Here is a 22,709-nt window from a genome sequence, read left to right on the forward strand (position 1 = left end):
GCGTGGTTCCGGACGACCTGAGCACGTGTCACATGGGCGGGTTGCCATGCTTGCGGCTGGGCAGGTCGGCATGCTTGGTGCGGAGCATGGCGAGCGCGGATGCCAGTACGGCGCGGGTCTCGGCGGGGCCGATGACGTCGTCCACGAGGCCGCGCTCGGCCGCGTAGTACGGGTGCATCAGCTCGCTCTTGTACTCCTCGATCTTCTGTGCCCGCATCGCCTCCGGGTCCTCGGCCCCGTTGATGTCGCGGCGGAAGATGACGTTGGCGGCGCCCTCAGCGCCCATCACGGCGATCTCGTTGGTGGGCCAGGCGAACGACAGGTCGGCGCCGATGGAGCGGGAGTCCATCACGATGTACGCGCCGCCGTACGCCTTGCGCAGGATCAACTGGATGCGCGGCACGGTGGCGTTGCAGTACGCGTACAGCAGCTTGGCGCCGTGCCGGATGATGCCGTCGTGTTCCTGGTCGACGCCCGGCAGGAAGCCGGGGACGTCGACCATCGTCACCAGCGGGATGTTGAACGCATCGCACATCTGGACGAAGCGCGCGGCCTTGTCGCTCGCGTTGATGTCCAGCACGCCGGCCAGCGACTGCGGCTGGTTGGCGACGATGCCGGTGACGTGGCCGTCGATCCGGGCCAGCACGCACAGCACGTTGGTGGCCCAACGCTCGTGGATCTCGAGGTACTCGTGGTGGTCGACGATCTCCTCGATCACCTTGCGCATGTCGTACGGGCGGTTGCCGTCGGCCGGCACCAGGTCGAGCAGGGACTCGTTGCGCCGCTCGACGGGGTCGTCATTGGGCTGCGCCGGGGGCGTCTCGCGGTTGTTCTGCGGGAGCAGCGAGAGCAGGTAGCGGACCTCTTCGATGCAGGACTGCTCGTCGTCGTAGGCGAAGTGCGACACGCCCGAGACGCCCGAGTGGACGTCGGCACCGCCGAGACCGTTCTGGCTGATCTTCTCGCCGGTCACCGCGCCGACCACGTCCGGGCCGGTGATGAACATCTGCGAGCTCCCGCGGACCATGAAGATGAAGTCGGTCAGCGCCGGGGAGTACGCCGCACCGCCCGCGCACGGGCCGAGCATCACGCTGATCTGCGGGATCACGCCCGAGGCCCTGGTGTTGCGCTGGAAGATGCCGCCGTAGCCGGCGAGAGCGGTGACACCCTCCTGGATCCGGGCACCGGCCCCGTCGTTCAGGGAGACCAGCGGGGCACCGGCCGCGATGGCCATGTCCATGATCTTGTGGATCTTCTGCCCATGGGCCTCGCCCAGCGCACCGCCGAAGATCCGGAAGTCGTGCGCGTAGGTGAAGACGGTCCGGCCGTGCACGGTGCCCCAGCCGACGATCACACCATCGGTGTGCGGCCTCTTCGCCTCCAGGCCGAAACCAGTCGCGCGGTGCCTGCGCAGCGGCTCCACCTCGTGGAACGAACCCTCGTCCAGCAGCAGTTCGATCCGCTCACGCGCCGTCAGCTTGCCCTTGGCGTGCTGCGCCTCGGTCGCCTTCTCGCTCGGTCCGCGACGGACCTGCTCGCGCAGGGAGTGCAGCTCGGCCACCCGGCCACGCGCATCGGCCGGAGCGTGGGGGATGCGATCAAGAACAGCCATGTGTCACGTACTCCTCGCTAGAACGTGTGCAGCGTTGGTGTCGGCGGTCGTCGCACGAACGGCCGGCAGGGTGATCACAGTGATCAGCAGGCCGCGGGCTGTCGCCCATCTGCCGCCGAGCCGGTTCACCGGCTCGCCGTTCACCGTGAGGCCGGGCACCAGCAAGCGCGCGGAGAACGTGCCTGCGTTGGGGTCGACGCTGATCACGGCATCATCGAAATCCAGGAAGAGGCCGGTGAGGGGGTACCAGAGCTTGTAAACGCTCTCCTTGGCGCTGAACACCAGCCGGTCCCAGGACACTTCGGGGCACAGGCGAGTCAGTGAGGAGATCCAGCGCCGTTCCTCGGGCAGGGTGACCAGGGCGACCATGCCGGGCATGGCCATGGGCTCATTGGGTTCCGCGTCGATGCCGATCGAAGCGACGTCCGCGGAGCGGGCGACCGCGGCAGCGCGGTAACCGGCGCAGTGGGTCATGCTGCCGACGATCCCGTCCGGCCAGCCCGGTGCGCCTCGCGGCCCCGGCAAGATCGGCGCCGACGGGACCCCGAGACTCTCCAGCGCCTGACGGGCGCACCCGCGTACGGTCGCGAATTCCCGTCGACGCTGGTCCACCGAGTCGGCGACCAGGACACGCTCCTCCTCGTAGAGCAGGGAGTCGGGCAGGTCGCCGAAGGTCTCCCGGGCCACGACGGCCGCGGGGAGCAGTTCCTCGATCACGATTCCTCCGGTCTGGGGGTGCTGGGCAGGATGCGTACCGGGCCACCGGGCGCGGTGGGGCGGCGGCGCCACTCGCGGCGGTGGCCGAATAACCTTCCGCACGGCCACTCCCGCGACGAGCTGACGACCGAGACCCCCTGCCGCGCCCCGGCCGGCCGGGCCGACAGGCCCGCCTCGCCCGAACGTCTCAGGCCGGCCTGTCGGCGGCCTCCTCCGCCGGCGCCTGGGCGCCGAGCAGCCGAAGTCGGGGGATCGGCATGCGGTGGTTCACGGTGACCGCCGTCGCCCCGTCGGCGTGCCGCCAGCGCAGCAGGGCACCGCGCTCCTCGAGCGAGCCGGCGAGCACCTCGGGTGCCCCGGCCGGGGCGAGCCTGCCGCTGATCTTGACGTCCAGGCCGAACTGCTCCGTCCAGAAGTACGGGTCGGGCCGGTAGGGCCGCGCCGCGCCGCCGTGCAGCAGGGTGGCTGCGGCGGCCCGGCCCTGTTCCACCGCGTTGGTCCAGTGCGGGGTCCTGCGGGTGCGGCCGTCGGGGGTGCGGCGGGCCACGACGTCGCCCGCGGTCACGATCCCGGGGGCCACCAGGCAGCGCTCGTCGGCCACCACACCGCCGTCCAGGGGCAGGCCGGACCCGGCGAGCCATTCGGTGTTGGGGAGTTCGCCGATCGCCGTGACGATCACGTCGGCCTCCACGGTCTCCCGACCGAGGCGCACGGCGTTCGGGCCGACCGGGACGGCGCCCTCGGGGGCGGGCCGGAAGGCCACCCCCTGGTCGCGCGCCGCAGCGACCATGAAGCCGGCGAGCCAGTCGCCCAGCAGTCGGGTGAGCGGCGGCTCGCGGTCGATCACGGTGACGTCGAGGCCGAGGCCGCGGCAGGTCGAGGCGAGCTCCATGCCGAGAAATCCGGCGCCCACCACGGCGACGCTGCGCGCCCCGGCCAGCCGCGAGGTCAGCGCCTCGATGTCGTCCAGCGTGCGAACGACCAGTTCCCGTTCGGCGCCGAGCCGGCGGGCGCGGGCGCCGGTGGCGATGACCAGGCCGTCGTACGGGACCCCCTCGCCGTCGGCGAGGGTCACGACCCGGCGTGACGTGTCGAGGGAGCACGCCCGGCTCGCGGTGCGCAGGTCGATGCCGTCGCCGGGCTCCGGCAGCAGCACCGCGTCCCGCAGCGCGTCGCCCGAGCGCAGCCCCTTGGACAGCGGCACCCGGGAGTAGGGCCGGTGGGCCTCCTCCGACAGGAGGACGAGCGAACCGTCGAAGCCCTCGGCCCGCAAGCTCTCGGCAGCGGTGAGCGCGGCGATCGACCCGCCGACGACGACGATCCGCCTCATGGCGCGACCTCCGCCACGGTGCGCCCGGCCTCCGGCGTCAGACCAGCTGCGACCACAGCGCACGCTCCTCGTCGTCCAGGGGGACGGAGGGGTCCAGTCGTTCCGGATGACCCGGTGGCGGGCCCCCGGGGGCCGACTCCGCATAGTCCTCTGAAGGGGGGAATACCACCACTCCGAGGCCCATGGCCCCCCAGCAGACTCCGAGATCGACCCAGCCCGGTATTACTCGCTTGATTCTTCGCCCGATGCCCGTCCAGAATTTCCTGCGCAGCACTTTTCCTCCGCCTTCGGTGCTTCCCTCCGCCGTCCACGACACGATGGCGCATCGTTCTTAAGCTCGTATTAGGCGACCGACCGAGCGGCCCGGATCCCGGCTCCCCGGCGGGCGACGTCCCGCGATGTGGAGAGGCCGGGTACGCAGCGCGAAGCAATGAAATCCGTGCGAACCTGCCGCACTCACCCGGTTCATCGAGGAAATAAGCAGGCCACAGAGACCACTTCAGCGACAGTCAAGACACCGCGCAATGACCGGAACCATGAACTTCGTGTAACTCTCGCTCGAGAACCGCTCCAGGCATGCTGGGCGAACTAAGATACGGGCCATCGTATTTCGGCCATCCTGGCACGCGTCTCAATTTCCGGGCATGTCCGCCATAACAGAGGAGATCGGAAGCCGTGTCGGCAACATTAGGCTCCGCTGCCTACGCGCGGCGGTCGTCCGAAGTCCACTCCCGCGCCTTCCAGGCACTCCTCGCCGGCCTCGACGCGCTCGACACCGGCTCGGGCACCGCCGCAGAGCTCCGAGGCGACCCCGGCTCCGGGAAGACCTGGCTGCTGTCCGCGCTCGCCGAAGAGGCCCAGCGCAGAGGCATCAGAGTACTCAGGGGCTGCGCGGCCGAGTACCAGTCCGCCAGCCCGTACCAGGTCATCGCTGACGCCCTCGCCAATCCCCTGGGCGACCGGTCCGGGCCGCCCTCGACGGTCGACCCCGCGGCCCTGGTCCGCCTCCTCGCCTACGGGCCGTTCAACGGCCCGGACATCGCCGCCGCCCCCAGGACCGACCAGCGCTGCGAGTTCCTGCGGGCCATGAACGCCCTGCTGCGGGACTGGTCCCAGGACGGCCTGCTGCTGGTCATCGACGACGTGCACTGGGCCGACCTCGACTCCCTGGAGATCATCGACTACCTCCTGCGCCAGCGGATCACCATCCCGCTGTACCTCGTGGTCGCCCAGCGCCCCCGGCAGGCCGCTCCCCGGCTGCGCGGCACGCTCGCCCAGGGGGTGGAGCACCGCACCGTCCAGCGGATCGAGCTCACGCCGCTGACCGCGCGGGAGTCCGCCGCCCTGATCGGACTGGAGCCGGACGCCCCGCTGCTGCACCGGCTGCACCGGGAGAGCGACGGGGTCCCGCTCTACCTCAACGCGCTCGCCCGGGCCGCGGCCCAGGAGGGCCTCACCGCGGGGTCCGGGCCCGACGGTGCCTTCCCCATGACGTCCGTACCCGGAGAACTCGCCACCCGGCTGCTCGGCGAGACCGGCTCCCTCACCCCCACCGAACTGCTCGTCCTCCAGGCCTGCGCGGTCGTCGGCAGCCCGGTCGACATCCGGGTGGTCTCGCAGGTCACGGGCCTTCACGACCAGCGGATCTGCGAGGCCCTCGACGCGCTGAACGCCAGGGACCTGCTGCGCACCGCGGAGGACTCACCTGACTTGGTCTTCCGTCACCCCCTGCTCCAACGCGCGGTGTACGAGGACCTCGCCCCCTGCTCACGGAGCAAAGCCCACCGCCGGGCCGCCACCGCGCGGGCCGCTCTGGGCGCCCCGGACCACAAGGTGGCCAGGGACATCGAACGCTTCGCCACCCAGCCGCTGCCGGAAGAAGCCGCGCTCCTCCACCGCGCGGCGCAGCAGGTACTGGCCGCCGAGCCGGCGGCCGCCATCCACTGGCTGCGGCTCGCCCTGCGGGGCCTGCCGACCGGCCCCGAGCGCGGCCAGGTCCTGCTGACCCTGGCCACCGCGCTGGCCTCGGCGGGCGCGCTGGGCGAGAGCGACGAGATCCTCCTCCAACTGCTCGACGTGGAGCGCGCCGCCCCGGCCGGCGTCCGCAGCGCCGCCGTCGGGCTGGGCGCCCGGATCAGGGCGGCCCTCGGCCACTACGTCGAGGCCCGGTCCCTTCTCGCCGCGGGAACGACCACCGACCCGCTCCACGCGTCCGCCGGCGACGGCGGCGAGCACGTCGCCGTCCTGCTGCTCCAGGGGTTCATCGACCTGCTGGCCGGCCGGCCGCCGGGCCGCGCGGAGGTCGACGAGGCGCTGCGCCTGGCCCCTCGGACGGCCGACCCGGCGAACGTGGCCGGCGCGTACACCATGGACGCCCTGCACGCGGCGCTGACCGGCGACGCGTCGCGGGCCGCCGCCGCGACCGACCTCGCCGGCGAGGCCGTCGACCGCCTGAGCGCCGGCGCCGTGGGCCACCCCGAGCACCTGGCAGCCGTCGGCTGGAGCGAACTGCTCGTCGGGCGCCCGGCCTCCGCCGAGCGGCACCTGGCACGCGGCGAGGCCGCGCTGAGGGCCGGCGGCCAGAGCTACCTGCGGCCCGTCTTCCTCCTCGGCCTGACCTTCAGCCGGATCGGGCTGGCCAGGCTCGACGATGCGCGCGACACCGCGGCCGCCGCCGCGGCCGCCGTCGCCGAGTCGGGCCTGCAGGGCGGCCTGGCCCATACGGTGGCCTCTGTCAGCGGCATACTGACCGCTCTGACGGACGAGCGCGGTGGCCCGGCCGCCCGGCTCGTCTGCCAGAGCGGCCACTGGAGCACACTGGCCCGCCTCTGGCTGGCCGAAGCGGCCCAGCTCGCCGGTGACCACCAGCTCTGCCTGGAATTGCTCAGCCCGGTGGCGACGGACCCGGCCCTGCCGCAGCTGCCGCCGCCGGTGCGGCCCCGCGCCCACGAACTGCTCGCCAGCGCCTCGGCGTTCCGCGGACAGTCGGCCTCCGCCTGGGCCATGCAGGCCACCGCCTCGGCCACCTCGGGGCCGGCGCACCACCGGGCGTTCGCGCTCACCGCCGAGGCCCACCGGGCCCGGCAGAACGGAGCGTCCGGGCGGGCCGCCGCCCTCTACGAGGAGGCTGCCCGCCTGCTGGAGTCGACCGAGGCCCTTTGGGCCCAGGGCTGGGCCCTGGCGAACGCCGCCGCCTGCCTGGTGGGGTCGGACGCGCCCGGGCGGGTCGAGCGGCTGCGGGCGAGGGCCGAGGCGATCACCGGTCGCGCGGTCAGCCCGGAGGCGTTCACCGTGCCGCGGCTACGGGTCACGTCGCCGCCCCACCGGGAGGGCGGCGCACCGACGCGTCCGGCCGGCCGGGACCGGGTGCCGCTGTCGGTGCTGACCGACCGGGAGCGCGAGGTCGCGACGATCGCTGGTGCCGGTCTGCGCAGCCGTGAGGTCGCGGAGCGGCTGCACCTGAGCCCCCGGACGGTCGACGTCCATCTGAACCGGATCTACCGCAAGCTCAACATCACCTCGCGCAGTGCGCTGGTCCGCCTGATGGCGGAGAGGAGCTGACCCGTCGGCGTCGAGGGCCGGGTGACGACGTCGTCGTGCCCGGCCCCGGCGTCCGTTCTCCTTCCCGGAGCCCGGCGTCTGCGCTCCCACCCCCTCCGGCCGGTCCCCTCGGCCCCTCCCCGCCCGTTCGTCAAGTCGTTCGTTAAGGGCCGATTTAGAAACGACGGCCAGAGTTCGACCACGGCCGGCCGGCACCGTCGGGACGACTCTGCCGCGCCGCTCTCACGAACCGGCCATGCGCACGAGGAGACGGAACCTTGCAGACCCCGAACGATCCGGCCGCGTCCACCCCCGCGGCTGCGCGGGCCGCCGGCCGCCGCCCGCGCAGCGGACTGCGGTCCGCGGCACTGTTTTCCGCGACCGTGCTGCTGTTCGGCCCCGCCGCGGTGGCCTGCAGCTCGGAGCCGACCGCGGACTCCGGCCCCGCCGTCGCGGGCGGCACCCTCAAGTTCGCCGTCGAGACCGAGCCGGCCTGCATCGACCCCCAGGTGAGCCCGCTGGACGTAGCCGCCCTGATCGACCGCAACATCTTCGACTCCCTGGTCGAGCTGGCCCCGGACGGGACCATCAAACCCTGGCTGGCCGAGCGTTGGGAACCCTCCGAGGACCGCACGGCGTACACCTTTCACCTCAGGTCCGGGGTCACCTTCCACGACGGCACGGCACTGGACGCCGCCGCCGTCAAGGCGACGCTCGACCACGCGGTGGACCCGAAGACCAAGTCGCAGTATGCGGTCGGCCTGCTCGGCCCGTTCGTGGGGGCGGACGTCATCGACGCCTCGACCGTGCGGGTGCGCCTCTCCCGCCCGTACACGCCGATCCTCCAGGCGCTCAGCACCGCCTACCTGGGCATCCAGTCCCCCGCCTCGCTCAAACGCGACAACACCGAGGTGTGCGCCAACCCGGTCGGCTCGGGCCCGTTCAGCTTCGCGGGCTGGACGAAGAAGCAGCGGATCGACCTCACCAAGAACCCCGACTACGCGTGGGGGCCCTCGTCCGCGAAGCACACCGGCGCGGCCTACCTGGACGGCATCAGCATCCAGTTCATCCAGGAGGACTCCGTCCGCATCGGCTCGCTGACCAGTCATCAGATCGATGCCGTCGGCGGGCTCTCGCCCTCCCGCGTCGCGGGCCTGAAGTCCGACAGCAAGCTCCAGTTCCTGAAGGCCGAGGCTCCCGGCGGCGTGTACGCCCTGCACCTGAACAACAACCGCGGGCCACTCGCCGACCAGCAGGTGCGCACCGCCCTGCAGCGCTCGGTGAACCTGGACCAGCTCGTCTCCAGCGTCTACTTCACCCAGTACGACCGCGCCTGGAGCCCCCTCAGCCCGACCACCCCCGGCTACGCCAAGAACCTCGAGAAGAGCTGGACCTACGACCCGGAGCTGGCCGACCGGCTGCTGAACGAGGCCGGGTGGAGCGCGAAGGACGCGGACGGCTACCGGGTGAAGGACGGAAAGCGGCTGACCCTCACCTGGCCGTTCGGCGCACAGCTGCTGCGCGAGCAGCGTGACACCCTCGGCCAGGGCGTCGTCGCCGACGCGAAGAAGGCCGGCATCGAGATCAAGCGGGAGGGCCTGGACACCGGCAGCTACACCAAGCGCGTGATGGCCGCCGACGCCGACATCTGGGACGCGAGCACCGTCCGGGCCGAGCCCGACATCCTGCGCACCCTTTTCGAGTCCGGCCAGGGGCCGGCCAAGGGCGGCATGAACGTCCTCAATGTGAGCGACCCGCAGCTCGACGAGTGGCTGCGCCACGCCGCCGCGGCCCCCAACGGGGAAGCCCGCGACGCCGAATACGTCCAGGTCCAGAAGTACCTGGTCGAGCGAGCCCTGGTCATGCCGGTGTACACCCCCACCTACCTGCTCGGAGCGGCGAAGAACGTGCGCGGCCTGAGCTTCGAGCCCACCGGCTACCCGCTCTTCTACGACGTGTCGAAGGGCAAGGGCGCGTGACAGGCACTCTCGGGTGGCTGGCGCGCCGGCTGGCGCTGTCCGTCCTGGTACTGCTGGGCGCCGCCACCGTCTCGTTCGGCGCCCTTCAGCTGGCGCCCGGCGACCCGGTCCAGATCGTCCTGGGGGGTACGGCCGCCACGCCGGAGGCCGTCGCCCAGGTCCGGGCCGATCTGAGCCTGGACGACCCGCTGGCCGTCCGGTACGGCGACTTCCTCGGCCACCTGGTGCGCGGAGATCTCGGCCACTCCTTCCAGCTCAACGCCGATGTATCGGACGTGATCCTGGATCAGCTGTGGCCGACGGTGCAGCTGGCGCTGACCGGCTTCGTGCTCGCTCTGGGCGTGGCTCTGGTGCTGGCCCTGTCGACGGCGGGGCGGCGCCCGCGGCTGCGGTTCCTCTCCTCCACCGTCGAGCTGGTGCTCAGCTCCAGCCCGAGCTTCTGGATCGGGATCCTGCTGCTGACGATCTTCTCCTTCCGGTGGCAGGTGTTCCCGGCGACAGGCGGCGAGGGACTGGACGGCCTGGTGCTGCCCGCGGTCACGCTGGCAGTCGGCATGGTCGGGCCGTTCACCCAGGTGCTGCGCGAGGGCATGGAGAACGTGCTCCGCGAGCCGTTCGCGCTCAGCGCGCTGGCCCGGGGCACCGACCGGTCGGCGGTCCTGACCCGGCACGCGCTGCGGCACGCGCTGATCCCGCTGGTGACGCTCTCCGGATGGGCCGTCGGCACGCTGCTCAGCGGCGCGGTGGTGATCGAGACCGTGTTCACCCGGCAGGGGCTCGGCCGGGTGATGGCCTCGGCCATCACCGGCCGGGACCTTCCCGTGGTGACCGGGGTGGTCGTCGTCTCGGCCCTGGCCTTCGTACTGATCAACGTCATCGTGGACTGGCTGTACCAAGTAGTCGACCCCCGACTGAAAGAGGCGCACCCGTGACCGCTCGCATCCTCCACGCGGATCTGGTGCTGCCCGACCCGGAGGACCAGGCCATAGTCGACGGCGCGGTACTGGTGGCCGACGGCAGGATCGAGCTCGTCGGGACGTACACGGAGGTGCACCGGCAGGCATCGCCGCAGACGCCGGTGCACGACTTCCCCGGAGCGACGATCCTGCCCGGGCTGATCGACTGCCACGTCCACCTGGCGCTCAGCGGCACTGGCGACGCGGTGGCCCGGCTGGACGCCGCCGACGACCGGAACCTGCTGCTGGCCATGGCCGGGCGCGCCCATGAGCTGCTGGACGCCGGGGTGACCACGGTGCGCGACCTCGGCGACCGCGACGGCCACTCGGTCACCCTGCGCGACGCGATCGCCCGCGGCGAGCTGTCCGGGCCTCGCATCCTGGCCGCCTGCTCGCCCGTCACCGTCACCGGCGGGCACTGTTGGTTCCTCGGCGGGCAGGCCGACGGGCCGGAGGAGATCCGGGCGGTGGTCCGGCGCAACGTGCAGAACGGTGCGGACGTCATCAAGGTGATGGCGACGGGCGGCGGCCTCACCCCGGACGGGCCCGCGCCGTGGGTGGCGCAGTTCACCGAGGAGGAGGTCCGGGTGGCCGTCGAGGAGGCGCACCGGTTCGGGCGCACGGTCGCCGCCCACGTGCACGGCACCGACGGGGTCAGGATCGCCCTCGCCGCCGGTGTCGACACCCTGGAGCACTGCACTTTCATCCCACCGCCGGGGGCAGACCGCGGACCCGACGCGGCCGCCAGCGAGCTGATCAAGCAGATCGCGGCCGACAGGGTGTCGGTCTGTCCGACCTTCAGCGCGGCGCTCTCCGAGTCCGTCGAGCGCATCGGCGAGAAAGGCGTCCGCCCCTGGCTTGACCTGGTCCTCCACCAGCACCAGCAGGGCGTCCGGATCCTGGCCGGCACCGACGCGGGGATCCCCGGCTCGGGCTTCGGCCAGTACGTCGACGGTCTCGAGTGGCTCGCCCGCGCCGGGCTGACCAACAGCGCCATCCTGACGGCCGCCACCTCGGCCGCCGCCGACGCCCTGGGCATCGGCCACCGCACCGGACGCCTGCGGACCGGCCTGGAGGCCGACCTCCTGGTGGTCGACGGTGACCCCCGAACGGAGCTCGCCGCACTGCGCCGCTCCCTGGTCGTCCTCGCGCGGGGCCGGGCGCACCGGCCCCGCGCGGAGTTCGGAGGCTTGCGATGAGCGCGCTCTCCGCGACCCGGCCGGCCGGACGGGCCCGCACCCGCGCCGCCCTGCGCCACCGGCCCGGCATGGTGGCCCTCGCCTGGGCCGTCCTGGCACTGCTGGCCGTGGCCGCGCTCTGGCCCGGCCTGCTCGCCCATCAGCTCCCGGACGCGGTCAACCCGCTGGAGGCCCTGCAGGGTCCGAGCGGCAAGCACCTGCTCGGCACCGACCAGCTCGGCCAAGACCTCTACAGCCGGATCGTCCACGGGGCCCGCTCCTCGCTCTCCATCGGCCTGGGGGCCACCGGCATCGCGGTCGTCGCGGGCACCCTGCTGGGCGTGCTGGCCGCCACCGGCAGCCGGGTCCTGGACGACGTCGTCATGCGGGTGACCGACATCCTGCTGGCCTTCCCCGGCCTGCTGCTGGCCCTGCTGGTGGTGGCCATGCTCGGCCCCGGCACCGGGAACGCCGTTCTGGCGATCGGCTGCTCGCTGACCCCCGGCTTCATCCGGCTCGCCCGCGGCCAGGCCCTGATCATCCGCGACTCCGGCTACGTGCAGGCGGCCACCGTCCTGGGCCGGCGCCGCGGCTGGATCTACCTGCGCCACCTGCTGCCCAATGCCGTCCCGCCGCTGCTGGTGTTCGCCACCGTCGGCGTCGGCAGCGCGATCATCGCGGGCTCCTCCCTGAGCTTCCTCGGCCTCGGGCCGAAGCCGCCGACCCCCGAGTGGGGCGCGATGCTCGCGCAGAGCCGGGACCTCTTGGACATGGCCTGGGCACCGGCGGTCCTGCCGGGTGTGGCCATCACCGTCACGGTACTCACCATCAACGTCGTCGGCCGGGACCTGCGCCGACGCTTCGAAGGGCGGACCCCCGGTGCCCGAGACTGACACCCCCGTCCCGCTGATCACCGTCGAGGGGCTCCGGGTCGCCTTCCCGACGCCGCAGGGGCCGGTCACGGCAGTCCACGACATCGGCTTCACTCTCGCCGCGGGCGAGTGCCTGGCGATCGTCGGGGAGTCCGGCTCGGGCAAGAGCGTCACCGCCCGCTCCCTGCTCGGCCTGGCCGGGCCGAACGCCACCGTCACCGCGGAGCGGCTGGAGCTGGCCGGCACCGACCTGAGGTCGCTGTCCGAAGGCGAGTGGCAGGGCATCCGGGGCGGGCGCGTCGGCCTGGTCCTCCAGGACGCGCTGGTCTCGCTCGACCCGCTGCGGCGGGTCGGCCACGAGGTCGCCGAAGCGCTGCGCAACCACCGGCCGGGGCCGCGCCGCAAGCTCTGGGGCAGCGCGGTCGCCCTGCTGGAGGACGTCGGACTGCCCGAGGCGCCGAGGCGGGCCCGCCAGTACTCCCACCAGTTGTCCGGCGGCCAGCGCCAGCGGGCGCTGATCGCTTCGGCGCTGGCGGCCGAACCGGAGGTGCTGATCGCCGACGAGCCGACCACCGCGCTGGACATCACCGTCCAGGCCCGCGTCCTGGACCTGCTGGCCGCCCGGAAGCGGGCCGGTACCGCGGTGCTGCTGATCAGCCACGACCTCGCGGTGGTGGCCCGGCTGGCGGACCGGGTGGCAGTGGTCCACGCCGGGCGGGTCGTCGAGGAGGGCCCCACCGGCGAGGTCCTGCGCTCGCCCGCGCACCCGTACACCCGCAGGCTGCTCGCGGCCGTGCCCACCGGCGACACCCGGGGCCACCGGCTCTCCGGGCCGCCGGAGCCGACCGCCGGGGCCCGGGAGGCCGTCGCCGGGCCCGATGCCCACGGCGCACTGGAGGGCTGCCACTACGCCCCGCTCTGCCCTGTGGCCTCCGACGCGTGCCGCGCAGAGCGGCCCGCGCCGGTTGACGTCGGCCCCGGGCACACCGCCCGCTGCCTGCGCGTCGACGCCCCCTGGAAGCCGTCCCCGGCCGTCCACCGGGCCCCCGTCGAGGCGGGCGCCACGCCCGTCCTGGAGGTGTCCGGGCTCGCCAAGGCCTTCCGTACGACGGGCCGTGGCCGGCACACCGCCGTCCGGGGCGTCTCGTTCGTCCTGCACGAGGGCGAAACCCTCGGCGTGGTCGGCGAGTCCGGCTCGGGCAAGACCACGGTCGCGCGCATCGCCATGGGCCTGCTGGCCCCCGACGCCGGCGAGGTCCTGCTCCTCGGCGAGCCGTGGTCCGCCCGCCGCGAGGCGGCGCGCCGGGAAGGGCGGCGCTGGATCCAGCTCGTCCAGCAGGATCCGCTGGGCTCCTTCGACCCACGCTGGACGGTGCGGCACATCGTCGGGGAGGCCCTGCCGCCGGCGGGCCGCCGCGGACACGCCGCCGAACTGCTGGACCTGGTCGGGCTTGCCCCCGCCCTGCTCGACCGCCGCCCGCTGGAACTGTCCGGCGGTCAGCGTCAGCGGGTGGCGATCGCCAGGGCCCTGGCCCCCCAGCCGAAGGTCCTGGTCTGCGACGAGCCGGTGTCGGCGCTGGACGTGTCGGTCCAGGCCCAGATCCTGGACCTCTTCGGAGACCTCAAGGAGCGCCTGGGACTGTCGCTGCTCTTCATCTCGCACGACCTCGGGGTGGTCAACCACCTCAGTGACCGGGTGCTGGTGATGCGGGACGGCGAGGTGGTGGAGAGCGGCCCGATCGACGAGGTCTTCCACCGGCCCTCGCACGCGTACACCCGATCCCTGCTCACCGCCCTGCCCAGGGCGCAGGACGCCTGGAACGCTCCGCCGGACCCCCTCAGCAGGACCTCCGCCTCACCCGACGGCCCTCGGCCGCCCCTGTCCCTTCCCACCCGATGAACGGATCCTCCCGTGCCTGATTCCACCTTCGAACTGTCCGTCCTCGACGTCACCCCGGTGCCGAGCGGCTCGACGCCCGTGGATGCCCTCCGCAACAGCCTCGACCTCGCGAAGCACGCCGACCGGCTCGGGTACCACCGCTACTGGGTGGCCGAGCACCACAACTCCACCGGTGAGGCGAGCTCCGCCCCCGCCGTGCTGGTGGGTCAGATCGCGTCCGCCACCTCGTCGATCCGGGTCGGGGCCGGCGGTGTCATGCTGCCCAACCACTCCTCCCTGGTGGTGGCCGAGCAGTTCGGGGTCCTGGAGGCCCTGCACCCGGGCCGGATCGACCTCGGCATCGGCCGGGCGCCCGTCGACCCGCTCACCGCGCATGCCCTGGAGCGCCCGGTCGGCGCGCCGTTCGCCCATCAGCTCTCCGACCTGATCGGCTACTTCAGCGACGAGAGCGGCGCGAACCCGGTCACCGCGGTGCCCGCCTCCTCCGCCAACCACCCGCCGGTGTGGATCCTCGGCAGCAGCCCTTCCAGCGCGCAGCTCGCCGCCGCCCTGGGCCTGCCGTACGCCTTCGCGAACCACCTCAACGGGGACGCGTGTATCCCCTCACTGGAGCTGTACCGCGAACAGTTCCAGCCCTCGGCCTTCCTGGAGCGCCCTTACGCGATCGTCACCGCCATGCTGGTGGCCGCGGACACCGACGCCGAGGCCGAGTGGCTGTGGGGCACCCTCGGGCTGGCCGCGATCACGATGCGCAAGGGCTACCTCGGTCCCTACCAGAGCCCGGAGGTGGCCGCCGAGTACCCGTACACGCCGGCCGAGCGCGCGTTCCTCGAGTCCCGGCTGGCCCGCCACCTGGTCGGCGGCCCGGAGGCCGTGCGCCGCAGGACCGAGGACTTCATGGCCCGCACCGGCGCCGACGAGCTCATGGCGTTCAGCCTCATCCACGACCACGCCGCCCGGGTGCGCTCGCACGAGATCCTCGCCGAGGCCTTCGGCATCACGGGGGCGGAGCCCCGTTCCCTCTCGCGCGTGGGCTGACCAGGCCGATCCCGGTCGTGCGCAGCAGCGGATGCTAAGCCCGGCTTTAGCGGCGCGGCCGAATCTGAGCACGGGAGCGAACGGTGGCATTCGATGCCCTCGTGTCATCGCCGCTCTCCCCTCAGCCAGGCCACGACGCTCGGGAAAGGAACGGACAGTGAACGTCATCGGGAGAACGGCGGTGCCGAGGTGACGGGCACCCACGTCCCGCGGCAGCGGCGGCACACGCTGTACTTCCTGGAGGAGATCCGCCCCTTCTCCCCCGTGTTCCTCGACACCGAGGTGGACATGGGCCATGTCCTCGACCTCCGCGCGGCCGAGACCGGGCGACGCCACTCCGTGATCGGCTACGTGCTGCACACCGCCGCCCGGGTGCTGGTGCGCCATCCGCAGGCGAATGTCGCGGTGCGCGGCGGCGTGCTGCCGAAGGTCGCGCCGAGCGCCGGGGCGCACGGCAAGATCGCCCTGGACAAGACGTGGGGCGGGCAGCGGGTGGTGCTCTCGGCCGTGCTGCCGGACCTCGACCGGGCGGGTCTCGACGAAATCCAGGACAAGCTGGAGCACTACCGGGACTCCGACCCCGAGCAGTTGCCCCAGTACTCCGGTCTGCCGCTGCTGCACCGGTTGCCCCGCCCGATCGCGCAGACCGCCTTCCGACGGGTGGTGCGCCCGCTGAACAGCCGTGCCCTGCGGATGGGCACCTTCTCGGTGACCTCCCTCGGCCACCGCGCCGTGGACGGCTTTCACTCGGTGGGCGGCACCCCGGTCACCCTGGGCGTGGGCCGGATCACCGACCGCCCGGTGGTGCGTGGCGGCGCCCTGGCGATCGCGCCCACCATGCGGCTGAGCCTCGCCTTCGACCACCGGATCATCGACGGCGCCGAGGCGGCCGACATCCTCACCGAAATCAAGGAGGGCCTGGAGTCCTTCAAGGCCGGATCCGGAGGCGCCAGGTGAACGACGTCACCGAACTCAAGCAGTTCGTCGTGGTGCACGCCAAGGCTCAGAACATCCCCACCGAGCGCTACGAGCGGGTGCTCGAGCGGATCACCACCGACGAGGACGGTGCGGGCTCGTGGGTCCACGAGTGGTCCCGCGACGGCGACGAGTGGGAGCGCCTGGGCAAGCTGCCCGAGGCGATCCGCAGTCACGCGATGGCACGGTTCCCCTACGTCGACGGGCCGGCCCGTCAGCGCGCCCTGGACCGCTGCGTCGAGCTGTTCGAGCGCTGGCGGCGCACCCAGCGCGGCATCGAGCGGGTCGACGTGGAGCTGCCCGGCGGCCGGGTCGGCTGCTGGGCCGCCGGCCTGTCGTCCACCGAGCCGAGGCCGCTGCTGCTGGTGAGCGGCGGCATCGTCAGCATCAAGGAGCAGTGGGCCCCGCTGCTGGCCCTGGCCGACCGGCTGGGCATGGCGATGGTGGTCACCGAGATGCCCGGGGCCGGCGAGAACACCGTGCGCTACGACTCCGAGAGCTGGCGGATCCTGCCCGCGTTGCTGGACGCCCTCGCCGGCCGCGCCCGGGTCGAGGAGACGTACGCGGTGGCACTGAGCTTCAGCGGTCACCTGGCGCTGCGCGCCGCGGGGACCGACCCGCGGCTGCGCGGCCTGGTGCTGGCCGGCGCTCCGGTGCGCGATTTCTTCACGGACGCCGACTGGCAGCGCGCGCTGCCCCGGGTGACCGTCGACACGCTCGCCCACCTGACCGGGGTACCGGCCGAGGACCTGGGCACCGAGCTGGCCGGCTGGGCGCTGAAGGACGAGGAGCTCGCCGCGCTGGACATCCCGGTGGCGAGCACGGTGAGCCTGCGCGACGAGATCATCCCGGCCGGGGACGCCGAACGGCTGCGCGCCAACCTGCGCTCGGTGCACCTGCACACCTACGACGACGTGCACGCCTCGCCCCGGTACGTGGGCGAGACGCGGCTGTGGAACGTGCGCTCGGTGCTGCGGATGCGCGGGGGCTACGGGGTGCCGCACGCGCTCCTCGACGTCCTGCTGTTCCTGCTGGGCGCCCGCCGGCGGATCCTCGGCCCGCCGCGCTGAGGCCGGCAGGCCCCGGGCCGGTCGGCGCCCGCCCCCACGATCCGTCAGAAATCCAGAGGAGTTCAACCATGAGTCGTACCGTCGTCATCGCCGGTGGGGGCCCCACCGGTCTGATGCTGGCCTGTGAGCTGCGCCTGGCCGGGGTGGAGGTCGTCGTCCTCGACAAGCTCGCCGAGGCACCGCGGTGGTCGCGGGCCCAGACCTTGCAGGCCCGGTCGCTGGAGACCTTCCGCCAGCGCGGTCTGGACTGGTTCGACGACTACGGCCAGGCCCGCACCTACAACTTCGGCCTGCTGGAGCTGAAGGACATCATCGCCCCGGAGCTGGTCGCCAAGCGCGTTCCGCAGCGGGACGTCGAGCTGCGGCTGGAGGAGCACGCGCGCAAGCTCGGCGCCGACGTGCGGCGGGTGCACGAGGTGGTCGGCCTGGTCCAGGACGAGGGCGGGGTCACCGTGGAGGTGCGCTCCGCGTCGGAGGAGTACCGAGTGCGGTGCGCCTACCTGGTGGGCGCCGACGGGGGATCCAGCACCGTGCGCAAGCTCGCCGGCATCCCGTTCCCCGGCACCTCGTCCACCGTCAACGGGATCACCGGGGACGTCGAGCTGATCGACCCCGAGCGGCCCGTCCACCTGCCGCAGCTCACCCAGGGCGGGCTGTTCGCGCAGATCCCGATGGAACCGGGCGTGCACCGGGTCACCACGATGGAGTTCGACGTCGTCCCGCCGGACCGCGATCTGCCGCTCACCACTGATGAGTTCGCCGCGGCGGTGAAGCGGGTGATGGGCATCGACTTGACCTTCGGGGAGCGCCACCAGCTCTCCCGCTTCGGCAGCGCGACCCGCCTCGCGGAGCGCTACCGGGCGGGCCGGGTGTTCCTGGCCGGGGACGCCGCGCACATCCATCTCCCCTTCGGCGGGCAGGGGTTGAACACCGGGGTGCAGGACGCGGTGAACCTCGGCTGGAAGCTCGCGGCGGCCGTACAGGGCTGGGCCCCGCCCGGTCTGCTGGACACCTACCACGTGGAGCGGCACCTGGTCGGCGCCCGACTGACCCTCAACACCCGGGCCCAGGAAGCGCTGTTGCACCCCCTGGACGAGGTGCAGCCACTGAGGGACCTCTTCAACGACCTGCTCCGGTTCGAGGAGGTCCGCGACTACCTCGTGGACGCGCTGACCGCCCTCGGCATCCGTTACCCGGCGCCGGACGGCGGGGACGGACAGGCGCAGGCGCACCCACTGGTCGGGCGCCGGGTGCCGCACATCGGCCTGGAGACCCCGGACGGTCCGTCGAACGTCGCGCGGACGCTGCACACCGCGCGCGGCGTCGTCCTGGACACCTCCGGCCGGGGCCTGGCGGCCGAGGCCGCCGCGCCGTGGGCCGGCCGGGTCGACGTGGTCGACGCCCGGCCCGCCGAGGGCCTTCCGACCGGGGTGCTGCTGGTGCGTCCCGACGGGTACGCGGCGTTCGTTGACCCGGAGGGCACGGACGGCCCGGGCCTGCGCGGAGCGCTGGAGCTCTGGTTCGGCGAGGGGCGCCCGCAGCCGGCGGTCAGTACCTGATCAGCGGCATCAGCACATCGTCGACCAGGGAGACGACGTACTCGTCGGGGATCGGCGCGCCTTCCGTGACGACCCGTCCGATCAGCATCGAGGGGCCGATGCCGACGGCCATCTCGGTGACCGCCTCGGCCCTGACGTCCCCCTGGCCGACGCCGCGCTCAAGCGCCTGCGACAGCATCTCCCGGCACGGCTGGATGACGCAGTCGCGCACCGTGCGGGCGCAGCCGCCGTCGATGTCGGCCGCTGCCGCCGGCAGCACCGCGCCGTGCGCGGAGTTGAGGGCGGTCTGCATGCAGCGCAGCAGCATCAGGACGTCGTCCCGGACGTTGCCCTCGGCCGGCAGTTCGCCGGGGATCGGCAGCACGTTGCGCAGCGCGTCCAGGACGAGCGTCTCCTTGCTCGACCAGCGCCGGTAGAGGCCCGCCTTGCCGGTGCGGGCGCGGTTGGCGACACCGTCCATCGACAGCTTGCCGTAGCCGACGTGCCGCAGCTCCTCGAAGACCGCGTCGAAGATCGCCTTCTCCAGTACGGCGCCTCGGCGCCGGGTCTCGACATTCCCGGACTCCCTTACGGCTTCGGGTAGTTCGGAACTGCTGCCGGTCACTGCACTCATCGCGTCCTCCTGAATCAAGGGTTGGCCGGACTCCGTTGCGGAGCACACCCGACACCCCTATAGTGAACATCATTGTTCCTTATCTGGTCCATCGATGTCCCCCGACATCATCACTCCGTGGAGACACCCATGTCGACTTCGTCGACCTCCCCAGCGACCGCCCCCGGAACGTCACCCGCTGCCGGCGCCGGCGAAGCCAAGCGCACCGGAACCATCGCCCTCCTCGTCATCCTGGCCTGCCAGCTCATGGTCATCGTCGACGCGACGATCGTGAACGTGGCCCTGCCCTCGCTGCAGAAGAGCCTCGGCTTCTCGAACACCAACCTGGCCTGGGTCATCAACGCCTACACCCTCGCCTTCGGCGGTCTGCTGCTGCTCGGCGGCCGCGCCGGTGACATCCTGGGCCGGCGGCGGGTCTTCATCTCCGGCATCGCGGTCTTCACCGTCGCCTCGCTGGCCGCCGGCCTCGCCGACGACGACACCGTGCTGATCGTCGCCCGCGCCCTCCAGGGCGTCGGCGCCGCCATCGCCGCCCCCAGCACGCTGGCGCTGATCGTCACCAACTTCCAGGACGCGGCGCGCACCAAGGCCATCAGCATCTACTCCACCGTCTCCGGTGCGGGTGCGGCCATCGGCCTCATCCTCGGCGGCGTGCTGACCGACTGGGTGTCCTGGCGCTGGGTGTTCTTCGTGAACATCCCGGTCGGCGTGGCGATCGTGGCGCTCGCCCCGCGCTTCATCAAGGAGCCCCCGCGCAACCCCGGCCGCTTCGACCTGCCCGGCGCCGTCACCGCCACCGGCGGCCTGGTCTCCCTGGTCTACGCCTTCATCCGGGTCTCCTCCGACGGCTGGAGCGACGGCACCGCGCTCGCCTGCTTCGCCGCCGCCGCGGTCCTGCTGGGCGCCTTCGTCGTCATCGAAATGCGCACCGACCAGTCGCTGCTGCCGCTGAAGCTGCTCAACGTCCGCAACCGGACCGCGGGTTACGGCAACATGCTGCTGCTCTCCGGCGCCATGTTCGGGATGTTCTACTTCCTGACCCTGTTCCTCCAGGACGTCCTCGACTTCAGCCCGCTCCAGACCGGCTTCGCCTTCCTGCCCCTGGCCCTCGGCCTCTTCGTCACCGCCCGCTTCGTACCGAAGCTGCTGCCGAAGTTCGGCCCCAAGCCGATCATGCTGCTCGGCAACCTGCTGATCACCGCCGGCATCATCTGGAGCTTCCAGGTCGACGAGACCACCAGCTACGCGGCCGGCCTGTTCGGCCCGCTGCTGCTCTTCGGGGTCGGCGCCGGCCTGAGCTTCGTCCCGCTGAACGTCACCATCCTGGCCGGCGTCCCGCCGCAGGACTCGGGTGCCGCCGCGGGCCTGCTCCAGTCGATGCAGCAGATCGGCGGTTCGCTGGGCATCGCCATCCTGATCACCGTCTTCGGCAGCGCCAGCCGGAACGCCTCCGAGGAGGCCGGCGCCGACGCCCTGGCGAAGGCGGACCACATCCTCTCCGAGGGCATCTCCAGCGCCCTCGCCGTCGGCACCGCGTTCAGCGCGGCCGCCGCCCTCGTCACCCTGCTGGCCATCAAGACGGCCAAGCCCGCCCCGCAGCCTGCGGCAACCAAGAACTGACGAACCGCCAGACTCGCACCGCCGCAACCGAAGCCGGCCGAGCCTTCCCCTTCCCCGGGGGGAGGGCTCGGCCCTCTCCGGTTGCGGCGGTCGCTGCTTAAGGGGTCGTTAAGCTCTCGCGAGCAGGATCGTCGACGACGGTAGAAACCTGTGTCGAATCGAGGAAACCAGCATGAGCCAGCCGGTCCTGATCGCGGGAGGCGGGCCCACCGGCCTGCTGCTCGCCGCTGAATTGGCGCTCGCCGGCGTCGAGTCGGTCGTCCTGGAGAAGCGCACCGAACGCATCGAGGCCTCCGCCGGCATGGCCCTCCACGGACGCTCCCTGGAGATTCTCGAACAGCGCGGCATCCGCGACCGGATCGACCCCGGATCCATCTTCCCCTGGCCCCGCACCCCGTTCGCCTTCATCTGGCTCGACATCGACGCGGTCGATCCGCGCGAGCACACCTTCGCCCACCCCCAGTGGCGCACCGAGCAGCTGTTGGAGGAGCACGCCCGCGAGCTCGGCGTCGACATCCGCGTCGGCCACGAGGTCGTCGGGTTCACCCAGGACGCCGACGGCGTGCGCGTGCGGGTCCGGACCGCGCAGGGCGAGCAGGAACTCACCGGCTCCTACCTGGTCGGCGCCGACGGCCCGTTGAGCACCGTACGGGAGCTCGCCGGTATCGGCTTCTCCGGCGACGGCAAGACCTACCGGGGCGTCTTGGGCGACGTCGAGCTGGCCTCCGACTCCCACGAGGCCTTCAGCGGCGGCCTGACCGACGAGGGCGTCTTCGGCGCCCTGCCGCTACGGCCCGGCGTGCTGCGCCTGATGACCATCGAGTTCGGCGTCGAGCCGCCCGGCGACGACATCCCCGTCACCGAGGAGGAGCTGCGCGAGGCCGTGGAGCGCGTCACCGGCAAGGCCCCCGACATCCGTCGCACCGACTTCCTCGCCCGCTTCGGCGGCCGCACCCGGCTCGCCGACCGCTATCGCGACGGACGGGTGCTGCTGGCCGGCGACGCCGCCCACGTGCTCTTCATCTCCGGCACCCAGGGGCTGAACACCGGTGTCCACGACGCCGTCAACCTCGGCTGGAAGCTCGCCGCCGAGATCAACGGCTGGGCGCCCGCCGGGCTGCTCGACAGCTACGAAGGCGAGCGCCGCCCGGTCGGCGAACAGGTCGCCCGCCACGCCCGCGCCCAGATGGCGCTGATGCACCCGCTGCACCGCGCCGCCCCGCTGCGGACGATGTTCGAGGAGATCACCGGGATCACCGCGGTCAACGAGTACCTGCTGGGGCTGCCGACCGCCACCGGGTACCAGATGCCCCACCCGGACGGCGACGAGCGCGCCCCGCACCCGCTGCTCGGCCGACCCGTCCCCAACGCCGCGCTGACTGGCGCCTGCCATGCCTCCCTCGCCGAGCCGCTGCGCACCGGCCGCGGGGTCCTGCTGGACCTCTCGGGCGGCTCCGCGGACCTGTCGGCGGCCGTCGGCTGGTCGGCCCGGGTCGACGTGGTCACCGCCGACGCGGCCGAGGGGCTCGACGTCCCGGCCCTGCTGATCCGCCCCGACGGCCACGTCGCCTGGGTGGCCGCCCCCGAGGGCGAACCGGAGGGCCTGCGCCGCGCCCTGGCCCTCTGGTTCGGCGCGAGCGCCTGAGGGGCGGGGGGGGGGGGGGGGGCGGGCGCGCCCCCCCCCCCCCGGGGCCGGGGGCCGACGGGAAGGGGAGGAGGAGCGGCGCAGCGCGCGGGCAGAGGAGCACGA

At 72.7% G+C, this 22,709-nt stretch carries 17 protein-coding genes; 12 read left to right on the forward strand and 5 right to left on the reverse strand.

Going from position 1 to position 22,709, the window contains the following annotated elements:
• Positions 1-28: 28 nt before the first annotated feature.
• The 4 genes from ACWF9Z_RS26770 to ACWF9Z_RS26785 all read right to left on the reverse strand — a co-directional run bounded on the left by ACWF9Z_RS26770 (position 29) and on the right by ACWF9Z_RS26785 (position 3,843).
• Positions 29-1,612: an acyl-CoA carboxylase subunit beta gene (locus ACWF9Z_RS26770; protein WP_453605938.1), complete on the reverse strand. Its 1,584-nt coding sequence runs from the start codon at positions 1,610-1,612 to the stop codon at positions 29-31.
• 3 nt (positions 1,613-1,615) lie between these two features.
• On the reverse strand, positions 1,616-2,329 hold the full coding sequence (locus tag ACWF9Z_RS26775; protein ID WP_453605940.1) for a 4'-phosphopantetheinyl transferase family protein: 714 nt from the start codon (positions 2,327-2,329) through the stop codon (positions 1,616-1,618).
• Positions 2,330-2,516: 187 nt separating this feature from the next.
• Positions 2,517-3,659 carry an NAD(P)/FAD-dependent oxidoreductase gene (locus ACWF9Z_RS26780; RefSeq protein WP_453605942.1) on the reverse strand — a complete coding sequence of 381 codons (1,143 nt, stop codon included), beginning with the start codon at positions 3,657-3,659 and terminating at the stop codon, positions 2,517-2,519.
• Between the two features lie 37 nt (positions 3,660-3,696).
• Positions 3,697-3,843, reverse strand: coding sequence for a DUF6059 family protein (locus tag ACWF9Z_RS26785; protein ID WP_453605944.1), 147 nt, complete (start codon positions 3,841-3,843; stop codon positions 3,697-3,699).
• Positions 3,844-4,334: 491 nt separating this feature from the next.
• Between ACWF9Z_RS26785 and ACWF9Z_RS26790 the strand changes: the two genes are divergently transcribed.
• The 10 genes from ACWF9Z_RS26790 (at position 4,335) to ACWF9Z_RS26835 (ending at position 18,726) form a co-directional block, all read left to right on the forward strand.
• The gene (locus tag ACWF9Z_RS26790) at positions 4,335-7,220 is read left to right on the forward strand and encodes an ATP-binding protein (RefSeq protein ID WP_453605945.1); all 2,886 of its coding nucleotides are present in this window, start codon (positions 4,335-4,337) and stop codon (positions 7,218-7,220) included.
• Between the two features lie 257 nt (positions 7,221-7,477).
• Entirely contained in the window at positions 7,478-9,178 is a 1,701-nt protein-coding gene (locus ACWF9Z_RS26795) for an ABC transporter substrate-binding protein (protein ID WP_453605947.1), read from the forward strand.
• Positions 9,175-10,110: an ABC transporter permease gene (locus ACWF9Z_RS26800; RefSeq protein WP_453605949.1), complete on the forward strand. Its 936-nt coding sequence runs from the start codon at positions 9,175-9,177 to the stop codon at positions 10,108-10,110. The genes ACWF9Z_RS26795 and ACWF9Z_RS26800 overlap by 4 nt, the downstream gene beginning before the upstream one ends.
• Positions 10,107-11,333, forward strand: coding sequence for an amidohydrolase family protein (locus ACWF9Z_RS26805; RefSeq protein ID WP_453605951.1), 1,227 nt, complete (start codon positions 10,107-10,109; stop codon positions 11,331-11,333). Before ACWF9Z_RS26800 ends, ACWF9Z_RS26805 begins: the two co-directional genes overlap by 4 nt.
• Entirely contained in the window at positions 11,330-12,205 is an 876-nt protein-coding gene (locus ACWF9Z_RS26810) for an ABC transporter permease (protein WP_453605953.1), read from the forward strand. The genes ACWF9Z_RS26805 and ACWF9Z_RS26810 overlap by 4 nt, the downstream gene beginning before the upstream one ends.
• On the forward strand, positions 12,192-14,084 hold the full coding sequence (locus ACWF9Z_RS26815; protein ID WP_453605955.1) for a dipeptide ABC transporter ATP-binding protein: 1,893 nt from the start codon (positions 12,192-12,194) through the stop codon (positions 14,082-14,084). Before ACWF9Z_RS26810 ends, ACWF9Z_RS26815 begins: the two co-directional genes overlap by 14 nt.
• A gap of 12 nt (positions 14,085-14,096) precedes the next feature.
• The gene (locus ACWF9Z_RS26820; protein WP_453605956.1) at positions 14,097-15,122 is read left to right on the forward strand and encodes an LLM class flavin-dependent oxidoreductase; all 1,026 of its coding nucleotides are present in this window, start codon (positions 14,097-14,099) and stop codon (positions 15,120-15,122) included.
• A gap of 189 nt (positions 15,123-15,311) precedes the next feature.
• Positions 15,312-16,079: a 2-oxo acid dehydrogenase subunit E2 gene (locus tag ACWF9Z_RS26825; protein ID WP_453605957.1), complete on the forward strand. Its 768-nt coding sequence runs from the start codon at positions 15,312-15,314 to the stop codon at positions 16,077-16,079.
• Entirely contained in the window at positions 16,076-17,167 is a 1,092-nt protein-coding gene (locus ACWF9Z_RS26830) for an alpha/beta hydrolase (RefSeq protein WP_453605959.1), read from the forward strand. The genes ACWF9Z_RS26825 and ACWF9Z_RS26830 overlap by 4 nt, the downstream gene beginning before the upstream one ends.
• Positions 17,168-17,235: 68 nt before the next feature.
• Positions 17,236-18,726 carry an FAD-dependent monooxygenase gene (locus ACWF9Z_RS26835; protein ID WP_453605961.1) on the forward strand — a complete coding sequence of 497 codons (1,491 nt, stop codon included), beginning with the start codon at positions 17,236-17,238 and terminating at the stop codon, positions 18,724-18,726.
• Here the strand turns inward: ACWF9Z_RS26835 and ACWF9Z_RS26840 are convergent.
• The gene (locus ACWF9Z_RS26840) at positions 18,716-19,339 is read right to left on the reverse strand and encodes a TetR/AcrR family transcriptional regulator (RefSeq protein WP_453605963.1); all 624 of its coding nucleotides are present in this window, start codon (positions 19,337-19,339) and stop codon (positions 18,716-18,718) included. The genes ACWF9Z_RS26835 and ACWF9Z_RS26840 overlap by 11 nt on opposite strands.
• Positions 19,340-19,468: 129 nt before the next feature.
• Between ACWF9Z_RS26840 and ACWF9Z_RS26845 the strand changes: the two genes are divergently transcribed.
• A complete protein-coding gene (locus ACWF9Z_RS26845) occupies positions 19,469-20,959 on the forward strand; it encodes an MFS transporter (RefSeq protein ID WP_453605965.1) in 1,491 nt (496 codons plus the stop codon).
• A gap of 172 nt (positions 20,960-21,131) precedes the next feature.
• On the forward strand, positions 21,132-22,604 hold the full coding sequence (locus tag ACWF9Z_RS26850) for an FAD-dependent monooxygenase (RefSeq protein WP_453605967.1): 1,473 nt from the start codon (positions 21,132-21,134) through the stop codon (positions 22,602-22,604).
• Positions 22,605-22,709: the final 105 nt, after the last annotated feature.

It is taken from the genome of Streptomyces sp. NPDC054961 (assembly GCF_053609145.1).

Bases quoted from the DNA above. Each gene is read 5' to 3' on its own strand.
- ACWF9Z_RS26770 (WP_453605938.1), bottom strand. From the start codon at position 1,612: ATGGCTGTTCTTGATCGCATCCCCCACGCTCCGGCCGATGCGCGTGGC.
- ACWF9Z_RS26780 (WP_453605942.1), bottom strand. From the start codon at position 3,659: ATGAGGCGGATCGTCGTCGTCGGCGGGTCGATCGCCGCGCTCACCGCT.
- ACWF9Z_RS26785 (WP_453605944.1), bottom strand. From the start codon at position 3,843: ATGGGCCTCGGAGTGGTGGTATTCCCCCCTTCAGAGGACTATGCGGAG.
- ACWF9Z_RS26810 (WP_453605953.1), top strand. From the start codon at position 11,330: ATGAGCGCGCTCTCCGCGACCCGGCCGGCCGGACGGGCCCGCACCCGC.
- ACWF9Z_RS26835 (WP_453605961.1), top strand. From the start codon at position 17,236: ATGAGTCGTACCGTCGTCATCGCCGGTGGGGGCCCCACCGGTCTGATG.
- ACWF9Z_RS26840 (WP_453605963.1), bottom strand. From the start codon at position 19,339: ATGAGTGCAGTGACCGGCAGCAGTTCCGAACTACCCGAAGCCGTAAGG.
- ACWF9Z_RS26845 (WP_453605965.1), top strand. From the start codon at position 19,469: ATGTCGACTTCGTCGACCTCCCCAGCGACCGCCCCCGGAACGTCACCC.
- ACWF9Z_RS26850 (WP_453605967.1), top strand. From the start codon at position 21,132: ATGAGCCAGCCGGTCCTGATCGCGGGAGGCGGGCCCACCGGCCTGCTG.